Consider the following 15,403-nt stretch of genomic DNA (forward strand, 5'->3'; position numbering starts at 1 on the left):
GTCTGGCGGTCCGGGCCGGCGGCCCTACGGATCAGCGCCGATCGGTCAGTGCTGGTACCCGTAGACGCCGCGGGCCTGGTCGCGGACCAGCAACCCCTTGTCGAGTTCGATGACCCGCTTGCGCATCTGGTCGACGATGGCCTGGTCGTGGGTGGCCATCAGCACCGTGGTGCCGGTGCGGTTGATGCGGTCGAGCAGCTTCATGATGCCGACCGAGTTCTGCGGGTCGAGGTTACCGGTGGGCTCGTCCGCGATGAGCAGCATCGGACGGTTCACGAACGCACGGGCGATCGCGACGCGCTGCTGCTCACCACCGGACAGCTCGCCGGGCATCCGGTCCTCCTTGCCGCCGAGGCCGACCAGCTCCAGCACCTCGGGCACCACCTTGTTGATGGCGCTCTTGGGCTTGCCGATCACCTCCAGCGCGAAGGCGACGTTCTGCGCGACCGTCTTGTTCGGCAGCAGGCGGAAGTCCTGGAAGACGGTGCCCAGCTGGCGGCGCATGTGCGGCACCTTCCAGTTGGACAGCTTGCCGAGGTCCTTGCCCAGGACGTGCACCGCACCGGTGCTGGGGCGCTCCTCGCGCAGGCACAGGCGCAGGAAGGTGGACTTCCCCGAGCCGGACGAGCCGACCAGGAAGACGAACTCACCCTTCTCGATCTCCAGCGAGACGTTGTCCAGGGCGGGACGGTTCTGCTTGGGATAGGTCTTGGAGACGTTGTCGAATCTGATCACGGCTGCATCACGGAGGCCATCCTAGGCGGCGCCAGTCCTCGGTCGGTCCGCCCCGGAGGCCCGGTCCTGGGGCGGGCGAAGGGAGCGCGAAGGGCCGCTCCCGGCTTGGGACCATACGCGAACCGGCGGTCCGTCCGCAGGGACAGCCCAGGACGGAAACCTGAATCTGGGGGAGAATGTCCGGTTGTGCCCCGATAATTGCGAGCCATCTCACAGCCCGGGAGCCGGAACCGCCAGAACCTGGCAGAGTGGAGGTGGCGACCGGGTCCGGCCGCTCCCCCGTACAGGGCAGAACCAGGAACCAAAGCACCGTCCGGCGCGTTGGCTGTAGCAGCGAGGAGGAGATCGCATGACGTGCGACCATCTGGTGTGCGCCAACTGCAACGGCCGCGTCAGCGACGGGCGTTGCCCGGTGTGCCGCGCCAACCGGGCCCGACTGCAGGAGCAGCAGGGGCCGTTCGCCGCGCTCTCCCCCGCACTGCTGCTGGCCCTGCTGGCCGGGCTGTTCGTGGTGGCGCTGATCGCGCGGCAGGCACTGGGCTGAGCCCCCGAGGTACGACGAAGGCCCCCGACCGAAGCGGTCGGGGGCCTTCTCCGTGTCCGGGTGCCTACTCGGCGCCGGTCTCGCGCTGCTTGCGCCAGCGGATGCCGGCCTCGATGAAGCCGTCGATGTCGCCGTCCAGGACGGCCTGCGGGTTGCCCGCCTCGTACGCGGTGCGCACGTCCTTGACCATCTGGTACGGGTGCAGCACGTAGGAGCGCATCTGGTTGCCCCAGGAGCTGCCGCTGTCCTTGAGCGCGTCCATCGCCGCCTTCTCCTCCTGGCGGCGCCGCTCCAGCAGCTTGGCCTGGAGGACGTTCATCGCGGACGCCTTGTTCTGGATCTGCGAACGCTCGTTCTGGCAGGAGACCACGATGCCGGTCGGGATGTGGGTGATGCGCACCGCCGAGTCGGTGGTGTTGACGCCCTGGCCGCCGGGGCCGGAGGCGCGGTAGACGTCGATCCGCAGCTCGCCCTCGTCGATGTCGACGTGGTCGGACTGCTCGACGACCGGGAGCACCTCGACGCCGGCGAAGGAGGTCTGCCGACGGCCCTGGTTGTCGAACGGCGAGATGCGGACCAGGCGGTGGGTGCCCTGCTCGACCGAGAGGGTGCCGTAGGCGTACGGCGCCTTCACGGTGAAGGTCGCGGACTTGATGCCGGCCTCTTCGGCGTACGAGGTGTCGTACACCTCGGTCGGGTACCCGTGCCGCTCGGCCCAGCGCAGGTACATGCGCATCAGCTGCTCGGCGAAGTCGGCGGCGTCCACGCCACCGGCCTCGGCACGGATGTTGATCAGCGCCTCGCGGGCGTCGTACTCGCCGGAGAGGAGGGTGCGGACCTCCAGCTCCTCGACCGCCTTCTGCAGCGAGACCAGCTCGGCCTCGGCCTCGGCGCGGGTGTCCGCGTCGTCCTCGGCCTCGGCGAGCTCGAACAGCACGCTCAGGTCGTCGAGGCGGCCGCGCAGGCCCTCGACGCGGCGCAGTTCGCCCTGGAGGAAGGAGAGCCGGCTGGTCACCTTCTGCGCGTTCGCGAGGTCGTCCCACAGGGTGGGGGCGGCTGCCTCCTCCTCCAGGACCGCGATGTCGGCCCGGATCTTGTCCAGGTTGAGGACGGCCTCGATCGACCCCATGGTCGTATCGAGGTTCTTGAGCTCTTCGGAAGGATCGACGGCTGCCACGCCCCCAGGGTAATGGTTCCGGGGGTGGTCATGACGACACCCCCGGTTCCCCGGTCCGGGAGGCCGGCGCTACGGGGCCCGCGGGGCGGTGCCGTGCACGGTCGGGCGGGCCGGGTGGCCGCCGTCCGGCCGGGTGGCCGCGAAGGCCGTCCAGGCCGCGGCGGCGCCCGCCAGCAGCAGCACGGTGGCCAGCAGCACGGCCAGCATCCGGCGGCGGCGCAGCAGGGCCGCGCGGTCCCGGCGGTGGCCCGGGGCGGTGCGCTGGGCGCGCGACTCGGCGGCGTACGCGGCCAGTTCGTCGGCCGAGGGGCGGCGCAGGCTGGTGTGGGTGTCCCGGGTGGAGTCCGGGGCGACGCCGGGCACCAGCGGGACGGCCGGGCCGCGGCGGCGCTTGTGGACGCCCGGGCCGGCGTCCACCTCGGCGTAGACGGCCTCGCCGGGGGTCAGCTGCTCCTCGGCCGGGGCGCGGCCCTGGGAGGGCACGGCCAGCACCGGCAGGCCGGCCAGCGAGGGCAGCTGCTCGCGCAGCCGGGAGGCCAGCTCGGCGGCGCGCAGCCGGGAGGCGGGGGCCTTGGCCAGGCACTCGGAGATGATCCGCCACAGCCCGTCCGGCAGGCCGGGGATCGGCGGCACCTGCTCGGTGACGTGCCGGCGCAGCACCGCGCCGGTGTGGCCGCCGCCGAACGGGGTGGAGCCGGCCAGCAGCTCGTACAGCACGGTGGCGAGGGCGTAGATGTCGACGGCGGCGCGCGGCTCCAGGCCCTCGATGATCTCGGGGGCGAGGTAGTCGGGGGTGCCGATGATCCGGGTGGCCCGGGTCCGCCGCGGGGCGTCGACCAGGCGGGCCACGCCGAAGTCGGTGAGCTTGGCGCGCGGGGCGCCGCCGGGGCCGGGGGCGGCGGCGAGGTCGAGCAGCACGTTCTCCGGCTTGACGTCGCGGTGGACGATCCCGGCGGCGTGCGCGGCCGCGAGGCCGTCGGCGACGTCGGCGATGATCGAGGCGGCGGCCTGCGGCGGGAGGGCGCCGTCCCGCTCCAGCCGGGAGCGCAGGTCGGTGCCCTGGACCAGCTCCATCACCAGGGCGAGGTCGCTGCCGTCCACGACCATGTCGCGCACGCCGACCACCCGGGGGTGGTCGAGGCTGGTCAGCGCGGTGCGCTCCTGGACGAAGCGGCCGACCAGCACCTGGTCGGCGGCGAGGTCCTCGCGCAGCAGCTTGACCGCGACCGGGCCGTCGGGGCCCTCACCGAGCCAGACCGTACCGGCCGAACCCCGGCCGATGACCTGGTGGACGGTGTACCGGCTGCCGATCTTGCGTGCCAATGCTGCTCCGTGGGCGGCGCGGGAGCGCTCCGGGGGTCCGGGCGCGCTCGGTGGGGCGGGACAACAGCGACCAACCTACGCGCCCGGACGCCCTGTGCGGGCCGCCTGAGGGCCGTGGAGCGGGACTCGGGGCCGAGAAATCTCGCGAATTGTCGACAAAGCGTCAATCCTGGCTTCCGGACCGGGGTCGGACCCCGGGTCAGCCGCTCCGCGCCCCGGGTCCGGCCCCGCCCCCCCGTTCCCGCACTACTGGCCGGAACTGCCGAAGACGCTGGTCACCCAGTCGCGCGCGGTGTCGAACCAGCTCACCACGTTGTCCCAGTAGTGCGGCAGCGACGTGAAGTGCCACAGCGCGAACCCGGCCACCACCAGCACCAGCACCACCATCAGACAGCCCTTGAGGCAGCCCAGCCCCGGGATGTACATCCGGTTGCGGCTGCGCGGGCGCCGCTCGCGCGGCGGGGCGCTCTCCCGGCGGGGCTGCTCGCGCGGCTCCTCCCGGGGCGGCCGGGACTCCCGGTGCTGCGGCGCGGGCGGCTCGGCCCGGCGCGGCACCGGGGTGGGCGCGGGCGGCGGCGGGTAGCCGCCCTGCGACTGGCCGTACCCGGCCGGGGCCTGCCGGTAGCCGCCCTGCGGCTGCGGACGGCCGTCGGGCCCGGCGCCCTGGCCGGGCCGACCGCCGCGGCCGCCCTGGTTGCCCTGGGGCCCCTGGTTGCCCTGGCTGACCTGGTAGGGCGGCGGGGCGACCGGCGGGCGCTGGGCGTAGCCGGGCGGCGGGCCCTGGCGGCGCTGGTCCTGGCGGTAGCCGGCCGGCGGCTGCGGCTGGTGGCCCGGGCCGCCCTGGTACGGCTGACCGCCCTGGCCCCCCTGACCGGCCTGGTAGGGCGGCGGGGCTACCTGCGGGTCCTCGAAGTCCTCCGGACCGAAGTAGCCGACCTGGGTCTGCTGGTTGCGGTCGCGCGCCGCCCGCAGCTGGGTCTGCCACGGGTGCGGCGCCTCCTCCTGCGGCGGCGCCGGCGGCCCGGCGGGCGGGGGCGGCGGCACGGCGGCGGGGGGCATCACCTGGGTGCGGTCCTGGGTGCCGTACGGGGGCGCGGGCGGCGGCTGGGTGCCCATCACCCGGGTCGCCGCGGCCGGGTCGTACTGCGCGGCGGCCGGGGGCAGCACCTGGGTGCGGTCCTCGGCGCCGCCCGGGGCACCCGGTCCGGCGGGGACGCCCTGTCCGGTGCCGGGAACGGTGGTCGGCTGGGGGTCCGGCAGCAGCAGGGCAGCGACCGCCAGCGCCTCGTCCACCGCCGCCGGGGAGGCGTGCACCCCGACCCCGGCCGCGACCACCCGCAGCGCCCGGGCCAGCGCGGTGGCGCTCGGCCGCTGCGCCGGGTCCTTGCGCAGGCAGCGCTCGATCACCGTCCAGAGCGGCTCGGGCATGGTGCTGGGGCGCTGCGGCTCCTGGGCCAGGTGGGCGTGGAGCAGGGCGATGGCGCTGTCGCCCTGGAACGGCTGACGGCCGGTGACCAGCTCGTACAGCATGATCCCGGCGCCGTAGACGTCCACCGCGGAGGTCTGCGGGCGGCCCTCGGCGGACTCCGGCGCGACGTACGCGGGGGTGCCGACGAACTCGTGGGTGCGGGTGACACCCGGGGAGTCGGCCAGCCGGGCGATGCCGAAGTCGGTCAGCATCGGGTGCATCTGCTCGGTGCCCTGCACGACGAGGGAGGCGAGCAGCACGTTGGCCGGCTTGAGGTCGCGGTGCACGATCCCGTCCGCGTGGCTGGCCGCCAGCGCGTCCGCGACCTGGGCCATCAGCAGGGCGCCGGCGATCGGGCTGAACGGGCCGTTGGCGCGCAGGTAGCGGGCCAGGTCGGGGCCCTCCACCAGGTCCATCACCAGCGCCAGCAGCTCGCCCTCGACGACCAGGTCGCGGACCCGGACGATGTTCGGGTGGCTCAGCCGCAGCAGCAGCGAGCGCTCGCGCAGGAAGCGCATCACCACGTCCGGATCGGCCGCCAGTTCCTCGCGCAGCACCTTGATCGCCACCTGCTGCCCGGGCTCGCTGCCCGGCACCTGGACGTCCTGGCGCACCAGGCCGCGCCAGACCGTCCCGGTGGCACCCCGCCCCAGGGTCTCCTCAAGCAGATACTTGCTGCCGACTGGCCGCACCTGTCGCACTCCTCGCCGTGCCGCCCGCGCGGGGCGCTCCCCCGCCGGTGTGCGGTGAGCCTGCCGGGCCCGTGTTCGGGCAACTCTAACGGTGTCCGTACTGGTTTTTGGGGTGACCGGCAGGCCATCCGAGCAGGGTTGGGGGACATCCCCTAGGGGACCGCCCGGAGGCGGTCGCCGGGCTCCTGCACGGGGCCGGCGGGGCGGCGGTTGACCTGACCCTCCGTCGCCTCCACCATGGCGATGATCGCAAGATCGTCAAATCCGGTACGGTGCGCGGACCGTCCACGCCGGATGGCAGGATGGACACTCGCCACTCGTGTGGCCCAAAGGGCCGCCGCGACCGCCCCGCGCGACCGCGACGAACCCGGCAGCGGTACCAGGCATCACACCAGCAGAAGGGACCCGCGGGCGAGATGCAGATCCGGCTGACCGTCCTCCGACCGCGCAGCGGCCCGACCGCCGCCGGCTCCGCCATCCCCTACGTGGACGTGCTGGTCACCGCGCCCGTCGGCACCGCGCTCGGCGCCATCGCGGGCGCGCTCGCCGGCGCCGTGGGCGTGCGCGGGCCGCGGGCCGCCACCCATGTGCACCTGTACGCCGGGGCGCACCGGGTCGACGAGCACACCCTGCTCGGCCACCCCCCGCTCCTCGACGGCGCCGTCCTCAGCCTCAACGAGCCCGACCCGACCGCCGACGACCCCGACGACACCCCCGCCGCGGCCGAACTGCGGGTGGTCGGCGGCCCCGACGCCGGCGGCGTGCACCGGCTGCACGGCCGGGAGATCCGGATCGGCCGCTCCGGCGAGGCCGACGTCCCGCTCGACGACCCGGACGTCTCCCGGCTGCACCTCGCCCTGCACCTCGGCGACGACGGCCGGGTCACCGTCCGCGACCTCGGCTCCACCAACGGCACCACCCTGGACGGCCGGATCGTCCCGCCGCTGCCGCCCGAGGCCGCCGTCCCGCTGGACAACGGCGCCCTGCTGCGGATCGGCGAGTCGACCCTCCAGGTCCTCGAACCGCTCGGCGAAGCCGCCCGGGCCGCCCTGCCCGACGGCAACGGCCACCTCCAGCTGGCCGCCCCCGGCCCGGTCCGGCCCGCGCCGCCGGTGATCGAACCGCCCGCCGCCCCCGAACCCGCCCAGGGCCGCGGCCGCGGCCTGTTCTCGCTGCTGCCCGGCCGCGCCGCCGAACCGCCCGGCCAGGAGAGCGCCGAGCGCCACCACGCCGCGGTCCGGCTGCGCCAGGCCGCCGCCCAGCGCGACCGCTGGCCCGACCTCGCCACCGTGCTGCTCAACGCCGTCGGCCCCGGCCCCCGGCTGTGGGAGCGCGGCCCCGGCCACCCCGACGCGCTCACCCTGCGGCTGGGCACCGCCGACCGCCCCGGCGGCCCCGGCACCACCCCCGGCACCATGCTGCCCGCCGTCCCGGTCACCCTCGACCTGCAGACCGCCGGCAGCCTCGGCCTCAGCGGCCCGCGCGAACGCCTCGACGCGCTCACCCGCGCCGTCGTCGCCCAGCTCGCCGCGCTCCACCCGCCGACCGGGCTGAGCCTGGTCGTGGTCGACGCCGACCCGGCCCGCAGCCCCGAGGAGCGGGTCGACACCTGGGCCTGGGCGCTCTGGCTCCCCCACCTGCGGCCCGCGGACGGCCAGGACTGCCGGCTGCTGGTCGGCCTCGACGAGGACCAGGCCATCGCCCGGCTCACCGAGCTCACCGCCCGGCTCAGCGCCCCGACCGGCCTCGGCGGCCACCCCGCCACCGTCGTCGTGGTGGACGGCCGCCCGACCGGCGAGACCGCCCGGCACGCGCTCGACCTGCTGCTGCGCCAGGGCCCGGCGGTCGGCATCTTCCCGATCTGCCTCGCCGAACAGCCCGAACTGCTCCCTCGCGGCCTCGGCGCCACCGCCCTGATCACCGGCGAGGTCGGCACCCAGCTCTCGCTGGACCGCCCGGTCGCCCGCGGCCGGGAGACCCTGCACGAGGTCTCGCTGGACGCCGTCTCGGACGCCTGGGCCGAGCGGCTGGCCCGGGTCCTCGCCCCGCTGCGCGAGGCCGCCCCGGCGTCCCGCGGCCCGCTGCCGGACGCGCTGCGCCTGCTCGACCTGCTCCAGCTCGACACCGTCACCCCGGCCAAGCTCTCCGCCCGCTGGGCCGCCCACGCCGGCGGCATCGGCGCCGCCACCGCGCTGCTCGGCACCACCCGGGACGAGCTGTGCACCCTCGACCTGGCCGACCCCGAGCTCACCCTGCCCTCCCCCGACCCGGGCGGCCCGCACCTGCTGATCGGCGGCGCCCGCGGCTCCGGCAAGACCGAGCTGCTGCGCACCCTGGTCGCCTCGCTGGCCGTCTCGGAACGGCCCGAGCGCCTCGCCGTCACCATCATCGAGGGCCGGGCCCCCGGGGACGGCCAGGACGGCCTGGACGGCTGCACCGAGCTGCCGCACGTCACCGGCCGGGTGAACGCCGTCGCCGACCCGCGCGCGGCGCTCCTCGCGGCCGAGGCACTGGAGGACGAACTCGCCCTGCGGGAGCGACTGTTCGACGGGCTGGACTTCGCCTCCTGGCACGCCGCCCGCATCTTGGACGGACACAGCCTGGACGGGCACAGCTTGGACGGGCACGGCGGCCTGACCGCCGATCACCCCCAGGTGCCGGTCACCGTGGGCGCCGCCTCGGGCCCGACCGCCCGCATCATCGCGCCGCGCGGCTCCTCCGACTCCCGCCCCGCCGCCACCCCCGCCTCCCCCACCGACCCGGCCCCGGCCCGACTGGTCGTCGTCGTCGACGACTTCGACGCCCTGCTCTCCCCCACCTCCCCGGTCGGCCGCCCGCTGGCCCGCGCGCTCGCCGCCGTCGCCCGGCGCGGCGGCCCACTCGGCATCCACCTCGCGGTCGCCACCGGCCGCCCGGAGGAGAGCGCCGGCACCGAGGTGGACGAGGCCGCCCTGGTGCGGATCGCGCTGCGCACCGAGGACCCGGCCGAATCCGACCTGCTGATCCACCTCGGCGACGCGGCCGCCCTCCCCGAGGACACCCCGGGCCGCGGCTACCTGCGCCGGCCCGACGGCGGCGTCACCGCCTTCCAGACCGCCCGGATCAGCGGCCGGATCCCCCGCACCGCCACCCTGCGCCCCACCGTGGTCGCGATAGACCCGCTCCAGCTCGGCGCCCCGCCCGCCCGCCGCCCGGTCCGCGAACTCGGCAACGGCCCCACCGACCTCGCCCTGCTGGCTAGCGCCCTCCAGCGCGCCGCCGCGCGCTGAGCCACGCCGGACGGCTCCCGTGGGGCAGCGATGCGGAATCCGGCCGCCATGAGGAACAGAAGCTCGGAAACACGGTGCCGGTCTTCGAGATGATCTCGAAGACCGGCACGCGGCAAGGCCGAAACGATGCGACCGGCGAGGACCGGGAACCGCCGCCACTCCCAGCGGTGTCGCCCGTGCCCGCGCGGCTCTGCGCGGGCACGGGTCACTCGTCACGGCCTAGCAGCGGACAACAGGCGGACCGTCAGACGCACTTGATGTCGCGGTTGACCACGGCCATCCCGGCGACCTTGCCGCCGTCCACGGTGAACTCCCACTTCCAGCCCTGCTGGCCCTCGACCGGCAGCTCGTACTTGCCGCTCTTGGCCAGCTGGAGGCCCTTGGCGCCGTACGCCGCCTGGAGGGCGTCCAGGGTGGAGCCGGCGCCGATGCCCTCGGCGGTCCTCGCCTCGGCCGGGGCGACCAGCTCGCGCAGGCCGGTGGCGGCGAAAGAGGCCCGCCCGGTGGCCAGGAACGCCTTGTCCCTGGCCTCGCGGGCGACCCACATGTCCGCGATGGACTGGGTGGCGTCGGCCATCAACTTGGCGCCGGCGGCCGAGTCGTTGGCGGCGGCGGCCGAACCCGCGGCGGCCGCGGCGGCGTCCTTGGCGGAGGCGCCGGGCGGCAGGGTGCCCGCCGGGGCGGGCGCCTTGCCCTGGGCCGCGTCGGCCTTGGCGTTGAGGTCCTTGTAGCGGGCCTCGGTGGCCGCCTCGGCGTCCATCCGGGTCTTGTCGGGCGCCGGACCGCCCTTGTAGACGAGGTCCGTACAGCCGTCGAGCAGTGAGACGGGTGCCGCCTCCAGGGCGCCGCCGGCCAGGGCCGCGTCCTTGGTGACGCCCGGCTTGAGGCCGCGGTAGCCGGCCGCCGCGAAGGCCTCCGGCCCCTTGGACGTCGGCGCGGCCGACGCCGTGGCGGTGGAGTCCGCCTTCGCCGTGTCCTTCTTGTCGTCGTTGCCGCAGGCCGCCGCTCCGGCGACCAGCAGCACCACCGAGACGCCCACGCCCACCGCGCGGATCCGTCCCCGGTTCTTCTCCATGTCGTTCCCCCCAGAAAAAGGTCGTTCGTGGATCACCGTACCGAAGGTGCGCCCACGATCGACAACCGGTTCCCGGACCCCGCACGGGCACGCGGAAGGGCCCGCGCCCCGAGGGGACGCGGGCCCTTCCGGACAGCCGTCCGTCAGCCCATCGAGCCGGTGCGCAGCAGGGTGCGGATGACCCGCATCGCGACCGAGAGGCTGGACAGCTCGTAGTTGTCCGAACCCCTTATGTCGTCGAGGGTGGCCTTGGCGCGGTTCAGCAGGGTGGAGTTGAGCTCCGCCCAGGCGCTGTAGCGCTCCTCGGGGGTGGCGCCCTCGGGGCCGCAGGCCAGGATGTCGGCGGTCAGCGCCGCGTGCGCCGCGAAGAGGTCCTCGCGGATCGCGGCCCGGGCCATCGACGACCAGCGGTCGGTGCGGGGCAGGGCGATGATACGGTCGAGCAGGTGCGAGATCTGCAGGCGGTCGCCCAGGTCGTAGTACAGCTCGGCGACCTCGGCGACGTCCTTGCCGGAGCGGTCCGCCACGCCGGTGATGTCCAGGGTCGGGAAGACCGAGGAGAGACCGGCGATCCGGGTGGCCAGCTCCTCCGGCACGCCGGCCGCGGCCAGCTCGCCGTAGACGGAGTCGAACCAGGCCAGGTCCTCGCCGCGGAGCGGCTTGGGCAGCGAGCCCCAGACCTGCTTGACCCGGTCGTGGAAGAACTCGATGGTGCCGGCGATGTCGAGCGGCTGGCGGCGGTTGTTGAGCATCCACCGGGTGGCGCGCTCGACCAGTCGGCGCGAGTGCAGCCGCATCTTGGTCTGGATCCGGGCCGGGGCCTTGTTGTCGAGGCCCTCGATCTCGGCCCAGATCTCCTCCAGGCCGAAGACGGCCCGCGCGGCGGTGTGCGTCCGGGCGATCTCCTCGTAGGTCGCGCCGGTCTCCTCCTTCAGACGGAAGGCGAAGGTGCAGCCACCGCGGTTGATCGTGTCGTTGACGATCAGCGTGGTGATGATCTCGCGGCGCAGCGCGTGGTTGTCGATCGCGTCGGCGAACCGGGCCCGCAGCGCGCTGGGGAAGTAGTCGTGCAGCGCGGTGCGGAAGTACGGGTCGTCCGGCAGGTCGGTGGCCAGCAGCTCCTCGGCCAGGATGATCTTGGTGTACGCGAGCAGGACGGACATCTCCGGCTGCGACAGGCCGCGGCCGTTCTGCTGGCGCTCCCGGATCTGGCGTTCGGCGGGCAGGAACTCCAGCCCGCGGTCGAGCTGGCCGGCCGCCTCGAAGCGGTTGATCATCCGGGCGTGGACGTTGACCATGCTGTGCGCCTGGGCGACGGCGTTGGCCAGCACCACGTTCTGCGCGTAGTTGTTGCGCAGCACCAGGTGGCCGACCTCGTCGGTCATCTCGGCGAGCAGCGTGTTGCGCTGCTTGACCGTCATGTCGCCGTCGGCGACGACCTGGTTGAGCAGGATCTTGATGTTGACCTCGTGGTCCGAGGTGTCCACACCGGCCGAGTTGTCGATGGCGTCGGTGTTGATCCAGCCGCCGGTGGCCTCGGGGCCGCCGGTGGCCGCGTACTCGATCCGGCCGAGCTGGGTGCAACCGAGGTTGCCGCCCTCGCCGATGACCCGGGCCCGGACCTGCTCGCCGTTGACCCGGATGGCGTCGTTGGCCTTGTCGCCGACCTCGGCGTTGGTCTCGGTGGAGGCCTTGATGTAGGTGCCGATGCCGCCGTTCCAGAACAGGTCGACCGGCGCCTGGAGGATCGCCTTCATCAGCTCGGCCGGGGTCAGGCGGGTCTCCTGGATGCCCAGGACGGCCCGGACCTGCGCGCTGACCTGGATCGACTTGGCGCTGCGCGGGAAGACCCCGCCGCCGGTCGAGATCAGCGACTTGTCGTAGTCGTCCCAGGAGCTGCGCGGCAGGTCGAACAGCCGACGGCGCTCGGCGTAGGAGACGGCCGCGTCCGGGTTCGGGTCCAGGAAGATGTGGCGGTGGTCGAAGGCCGCGACCAGCCGGATGTGCTCGCTGAGCAGCATGCCGTTGCCGAAGACGTCGCCGGACATGTCGCCGATGCCGATGACGGTGAAGTCCTCGGCCTGGGTGTCGACGCCGAGCTCGCGGAAGTTGCGCTTGACCGACTCCCAGGCACCGCGGGCGGTGATGCCCATGCCCTTGTGGTCGTAGCCGGCCGAGCCGCCGGAGGCGAAGGCGTCGCCGAGCCAGAAGCCGTACGACTCCGCGACGCCGTTGGCGATGTCGGAGAAGGTCGCGGTGCCCTTGTCGGCGGCGACGACCAGGTAGGTGTCGTCCTCGTCGTGGCGGACCACGTCGGCCGGGTGGACGACCTCGCCGGCCACCAGGTTGTCGGTGATGTCGAGCAGCGCCGAGATGAAGGTCTTGTAGGACGAGATGCCCTCGGCCAGCCAGGCGTCGCGGTCCACCGACGGGTCCGGCAGCTGCTTGGCGACGAAGCCGCCCTTGGCGCCGACCGGGACGATGACGGTGTTCTTGACCATCTGGGCCTTGACCAGGCCGAGGATCTCGGTGCGGAAGTCCTCGCGCCGGTCGGACCAGCGCAGGCCGCCGCGGGCGACCTTGCCGAAGCGCAGGTGCACGCCCTCGACCTGGGGCGAGTAGACCCAGATCTCGAACGCCGGGCGCGGGGCCGGCAGGTCCGGGATGGCCTTCGGGTCGAACTTCATCGACACGTAGGAGTGCCACGCGCCGGAGCCGTCGTGCTGGAAGAAGTTGGTCCGCAGGGTGGCCTTGATGAGGTTCAGGAAGGAGCGCAGGATGCGGTCCTCGTCCAGCGAGACGACCTCGTCGAGCGCGCCGGCCAGCTCCTCCAGGATGCCCTCGGTCAGCTCGGCGGCGCCCAGCTGGTGGCTCGGGCTCAGCCGGGCCTCGAACAGGTTGACCAGCAGCCGGGTGGTGTGGGTGTTGTTGCGGAGCGCGTCCTCCATGTAGTCCTGGGAGAACGTGGAGCCCGCCTGGCGCAGGTACTTGGCGTACGCGCGCAGCACCGTCGCCTGGCGCCAGTTCAGCCCGGCGGTGAGGACCAGCTCGTTGAAGCCGTCGTTCTCGGCCTTGCCGGTCCAGGTGGCGGCGAAGGTCTCCTGGAAGCGCTCGCGGGCCTCCTCGGTGAGCTCGGTGGCCTCGCGCAGCTTCAGGCCGAAGTCGTACACCCACGCGGTGGTGCCGTCGGAGCGGCGCAGCGCGTACGGGTGCTCGTCCAGCACCTCGACGCCCAGGCGCTGCAGCACCGGGAGGACCTCGGTGAGCGAGATCGGGCCGCCGACCCGGTAGATCTTGAAGCGGCGCTCGTCGTCGCCCGCGCCGACCGGCTGGTACAGGTTCAGGCGGAAGTCGCCCTCGCCGTGCAGCGACTCGATCTGCTTGATGTCCGAGACGGCGGTGCGCGGCGGGAAGTCGGCGCGGTAGCCGTCCGGGAAGGCGTTGGCGTACTTGTGGCCGAGCTCGGCGGCCTTCTCCTCGCCCAGCTCGGTGTGCAGCTGGTCGTGGAAGCCGTCCATCCAGAACCGGGCGGCCTCGGCCAGCCGGTTCTCGATCCGCTCGATGTCGGAGTCGCTGAGCCGGGGCAGCTCGGTGCCCGGGGCGACCCGGACCACGAAGTGCAGGCGGGTCAGCACCGACTCGGTGGCGTACACCGTGTAGTCGATGGTGGCGCCGTTCAGCTCTTCCTTGAGGATGTCGGTGAGCAGCAGCCGGATGCGCGTGGTGTAGCGGTCGCGCGGCAGGTAGATGAAGGCGGAGAAGTAGCGCCCGTACTCGTCCTGGCGCAGGAAGAGGCGCAGCTTACGGCGCTCCTGCAGGTAGAGCACGCTGGTGGCGATGGAGAGCAGCTCGTCGGCCGAGGTCTGGAAGATCTCGTCGCGCGGGAAGGTCTCCATGATCTGCAGCAGGTCGCGGCCGTCGTGGCTCTCGCTGGAGAAGCCGGAGCCCTCCAGCACCTCCTGGACCTTGCGGCGCACGACCGGGATGCGGGTGACCGACTCGGTGTAGGCGGCGGAGGAGAACAGGCCGAGGAAGCGGCGCTCGCCGGTGGGCTCGCCGGCAGCGTTGAACTTCTTGACGCCGACGTAGTCCAGGTAGGCCGGGCGGTGCACGGTGGAGCGGCTGTTGGCCTTGGTCAGGACGAGCAGCTTCTTCTCGTGCGCCTTGGCGCGGACCGGCGCGGAGAGCCGGCCGAAGGCCTCGGAGACCGAGTGGTGGCGGTCGTCGTGGCTGTGCGGGTCGGAGCGCAGGATGCCCAGGCCGGTCCCGGCGACGGCCTTGAGGACCTCCTCGCCCTCGTGCTCGACCAGGTCGTACTCGCGGTAGCCGAGGAAGGTGAAGTGGTCGTCGGCCAGCCAGCGCATCAGCTCCCAGGCCTCGCCGACCTCCTGCTCGGGCAGCTCGGCCGGGGGCTCCTCGGCCAGCTCGTCGGCCAGACGCAGCGCGCTGTCGCGCATCTTGGACCAGTCCTCGACGACCTCGCGGACGTCGCCGAGCACCCGGCGCAGGTTGGTCTCGATGGTGCGCAGGTCGTCGCGGTCGGTCTCGCGGTCGATCTCGATGTGCATCCACGACTCGACGGTCGCGTCGGCGGGCCACTCGGTGCCGGCCGCCTGGCTGCGGGAGCAGGCGTCGACGTCCAGGATCTCCAGCAGCTTGCCGGTGATGTCGCGGCGGACGACCAGCTGGGGGTGGACGACCAGGTGGATCGCGCGGTCCTGGCGGGAGAGCTCGTTGGTGACCGAGTCGACCAGGAAGGGCATGTCGTCGGTGACGACCTCGACCACGGTGTGGCCGCAGGACCAGCCGTTCTCCTCGACCGAGGGGGTGTGGACCCGCACCTCGGCGGTGCCCTGGGGGCGCTTGAGGCCCAGGCGGTAGTGCGAGGCGGCCGCGCCGTACACGTCGACCGGGTCGAGGTCGACCAGGTCCTCGGGCGCGGTGTGGAGGTAGTAGTGGTGCAGGTACGCGGTCAGAGCGCCGTTGCTCAGACCCTCCCCCGGCGCCGCTCCCCCCACCTGGCTGTTCTCAGCGGCTGCGGCTGCCTTCTTGAGCAGTTCGGCCTTGGCTGCGTCCAGCTTGGTCTGCATGACTTCTTGGCTCCTGTCGCGCGCCGTTGC

General features: G+C 73.6%; 8 protein-coding genes. 2 read left to right on the plus strand and 6 right to left on the minus strand.

What is annotated here, in order from left to right:
* Window positions 1-45 precede the first annotated feature (45 nt).
* Window positions 46-735 (minus strand): cell division ATP-binding protein FtsE, encoded by a 690-nt coding sequence (ftsE, locus tag ABTZ03_RS22930; protein ID WP_030059730.1) that lies wholly within the window; start codon window positions 733-735, stop codon window positions 46-48.
* Window positions 736-1,084: 349 nt separating this feature from the next.
* Here ftsE and ABTZ03_RS22935 point away from each other — a divergent pair, with 349 nt between their 5' ends.
* Window positions 1,085-1,279 carry a hypothetical protein gene (locus ABTZ03_RS22935; RefSeq protein ID WP_350514905.1) on the plus strand — a complete coding sequence of 65 codons (195 nt, stop codon included), beginning with the start codon at window positions 1,085-1,087 and terminating at the stop codon, window positions 1,277-1,279.
* 64 nt (window positions 1,280-1,343) lie between these two features.
* On the opposite strand, the gene prfB is transcribed toward ABTZ03_RS22935, so the two are convergent.
* The 3 genes from prfB to ABTZ03_RS22950 all read right to left on the minus strand — a co-directional run bounded on the left by prfB (window position 1,344) and on the right by ABTZ03_RS22950 (window position 5,939).
* On the minus strand, window positions 1,344-2,456 hold the full coding sequence (gene prfB / locus ABTZ03_RS22940) for a peptide chain release factor 2 (RefSeq protein ID WP_350514906.1): 1,113 nt from the start codon (window positions 2,454-2,456) through the stop codon (window positions 1,344-1,346).
* 69 nt (window positions 2,457-2,525) lie between these two features.
* Complete coding sequence (locus ABTZ03_RS22945) at window positions 2,526-3,779, minus strand: serine/threonine-protein kinase (protein WP_350514907.1); 1,254 nt, start codon at window positions 3,777-3,779, stop codon at window positions 2,526-2,528.
* A gap of 246 nt (window positions 3,780-4,025) precedes the next feature.
* Window positions 4,026-5,939: a serine/threonine-protein kinase gene (locus tag ABTZ03_RS22950; RefSeq protein WP_350514908.1), complete on the minus strand. Its 1,914-nt coding sequence runs from the start codon at window positions 5,937-5,939 to the stop codon at window positions 4,026-4,028.
* A gap of 416 nt (window positions 5,940-6,355) precedes the next feature.
* On the opposite strand from ABTZ03_RS22950, the gene ABTZ03_RS22955 reads away from it, so the two are divergent.
* On the plus strand, window positions 6,356-9,208 hold the full coding sequence (locus ABTZ03_RS22955) for an FHA domain-containing protein (protein WP_350514909.1): 2,853 nt from the start codon (window positions 6,356-6,358) through the stop codon (window positions 9,206-9,208).
* A gap of 244 nt (window positions 9,209-9,452) precedes the next feature.
* Here the strand turns inward: ABTZ03_RS22955 and ABTZ03_RS22960 are convergent, their stop codons facing one another.
* Window positions 9,453-10,283, minus strand: a complete 831-nt coding sequence (locus tag ABTZ03_RS22960; RefSeq protein ID WP_350514910.1) for a hypothetical protein — start codon at window positions 10,281-10,283, stop codon at window positions 9,453-9,455.
* 143 nt (window positions 10,284-10,426) lie between these two features.
* Complete coding sequence (locus ABTZ03_RS22965; RefSeq protein WP_350514911.1) at window positions 10,427-15,373, minus strand: NAD-glutamate dehydrogenase; 4,947 nt, start codon at window positions 15,371-15,373, stop codon at window positions 10,427-10,429.
* Window positions 15,374-15,403 lie beyond the last annotated feature (30 nt).

The sequence above is a fragment of the Kitasatospora sp. NPDC096077 genome (genome assembly GCF_040303245.1).
GTDB lineage: Bacteria > Actinomycetota > Actinomycetes > Streptomycetales > Streptomycetaceae > Kitasatospora.

Bases quoted from the DNA above. Each gene is read 5' to 3' on its own strand.
- ABTZ03_RS22955 (WP_350514909.1), top strand. From the start codon at position 6,356: ATGCAGATCCGGCTGACCGTCCTCCGACCGCGCAGCGGCCCGACCGCC.
- ABTZ03_RS22935 (WP_350514905.1), top strand. From the start codon at position 1,085: ATGACGTGCGACCATCTGGTGTGCGCCAACTGCAACGGCCGCGTCAGC.
- ABTZ03_RS22965 (WP_350514911.1), bottom strand. From the start codon at position 15,373: ATGCAGACCAAGCTGGACGCAGCCAAGGCCGAACTGCTCAAGAAGGCA.
- ABTZ03_RS22960 (WP_350514910.1), bottom strand. From the start codon at position 10,283: ATGGAGAAGAACCGGGGACGGATCCGCGCGGTGGGCGTGGGCGTCTCG.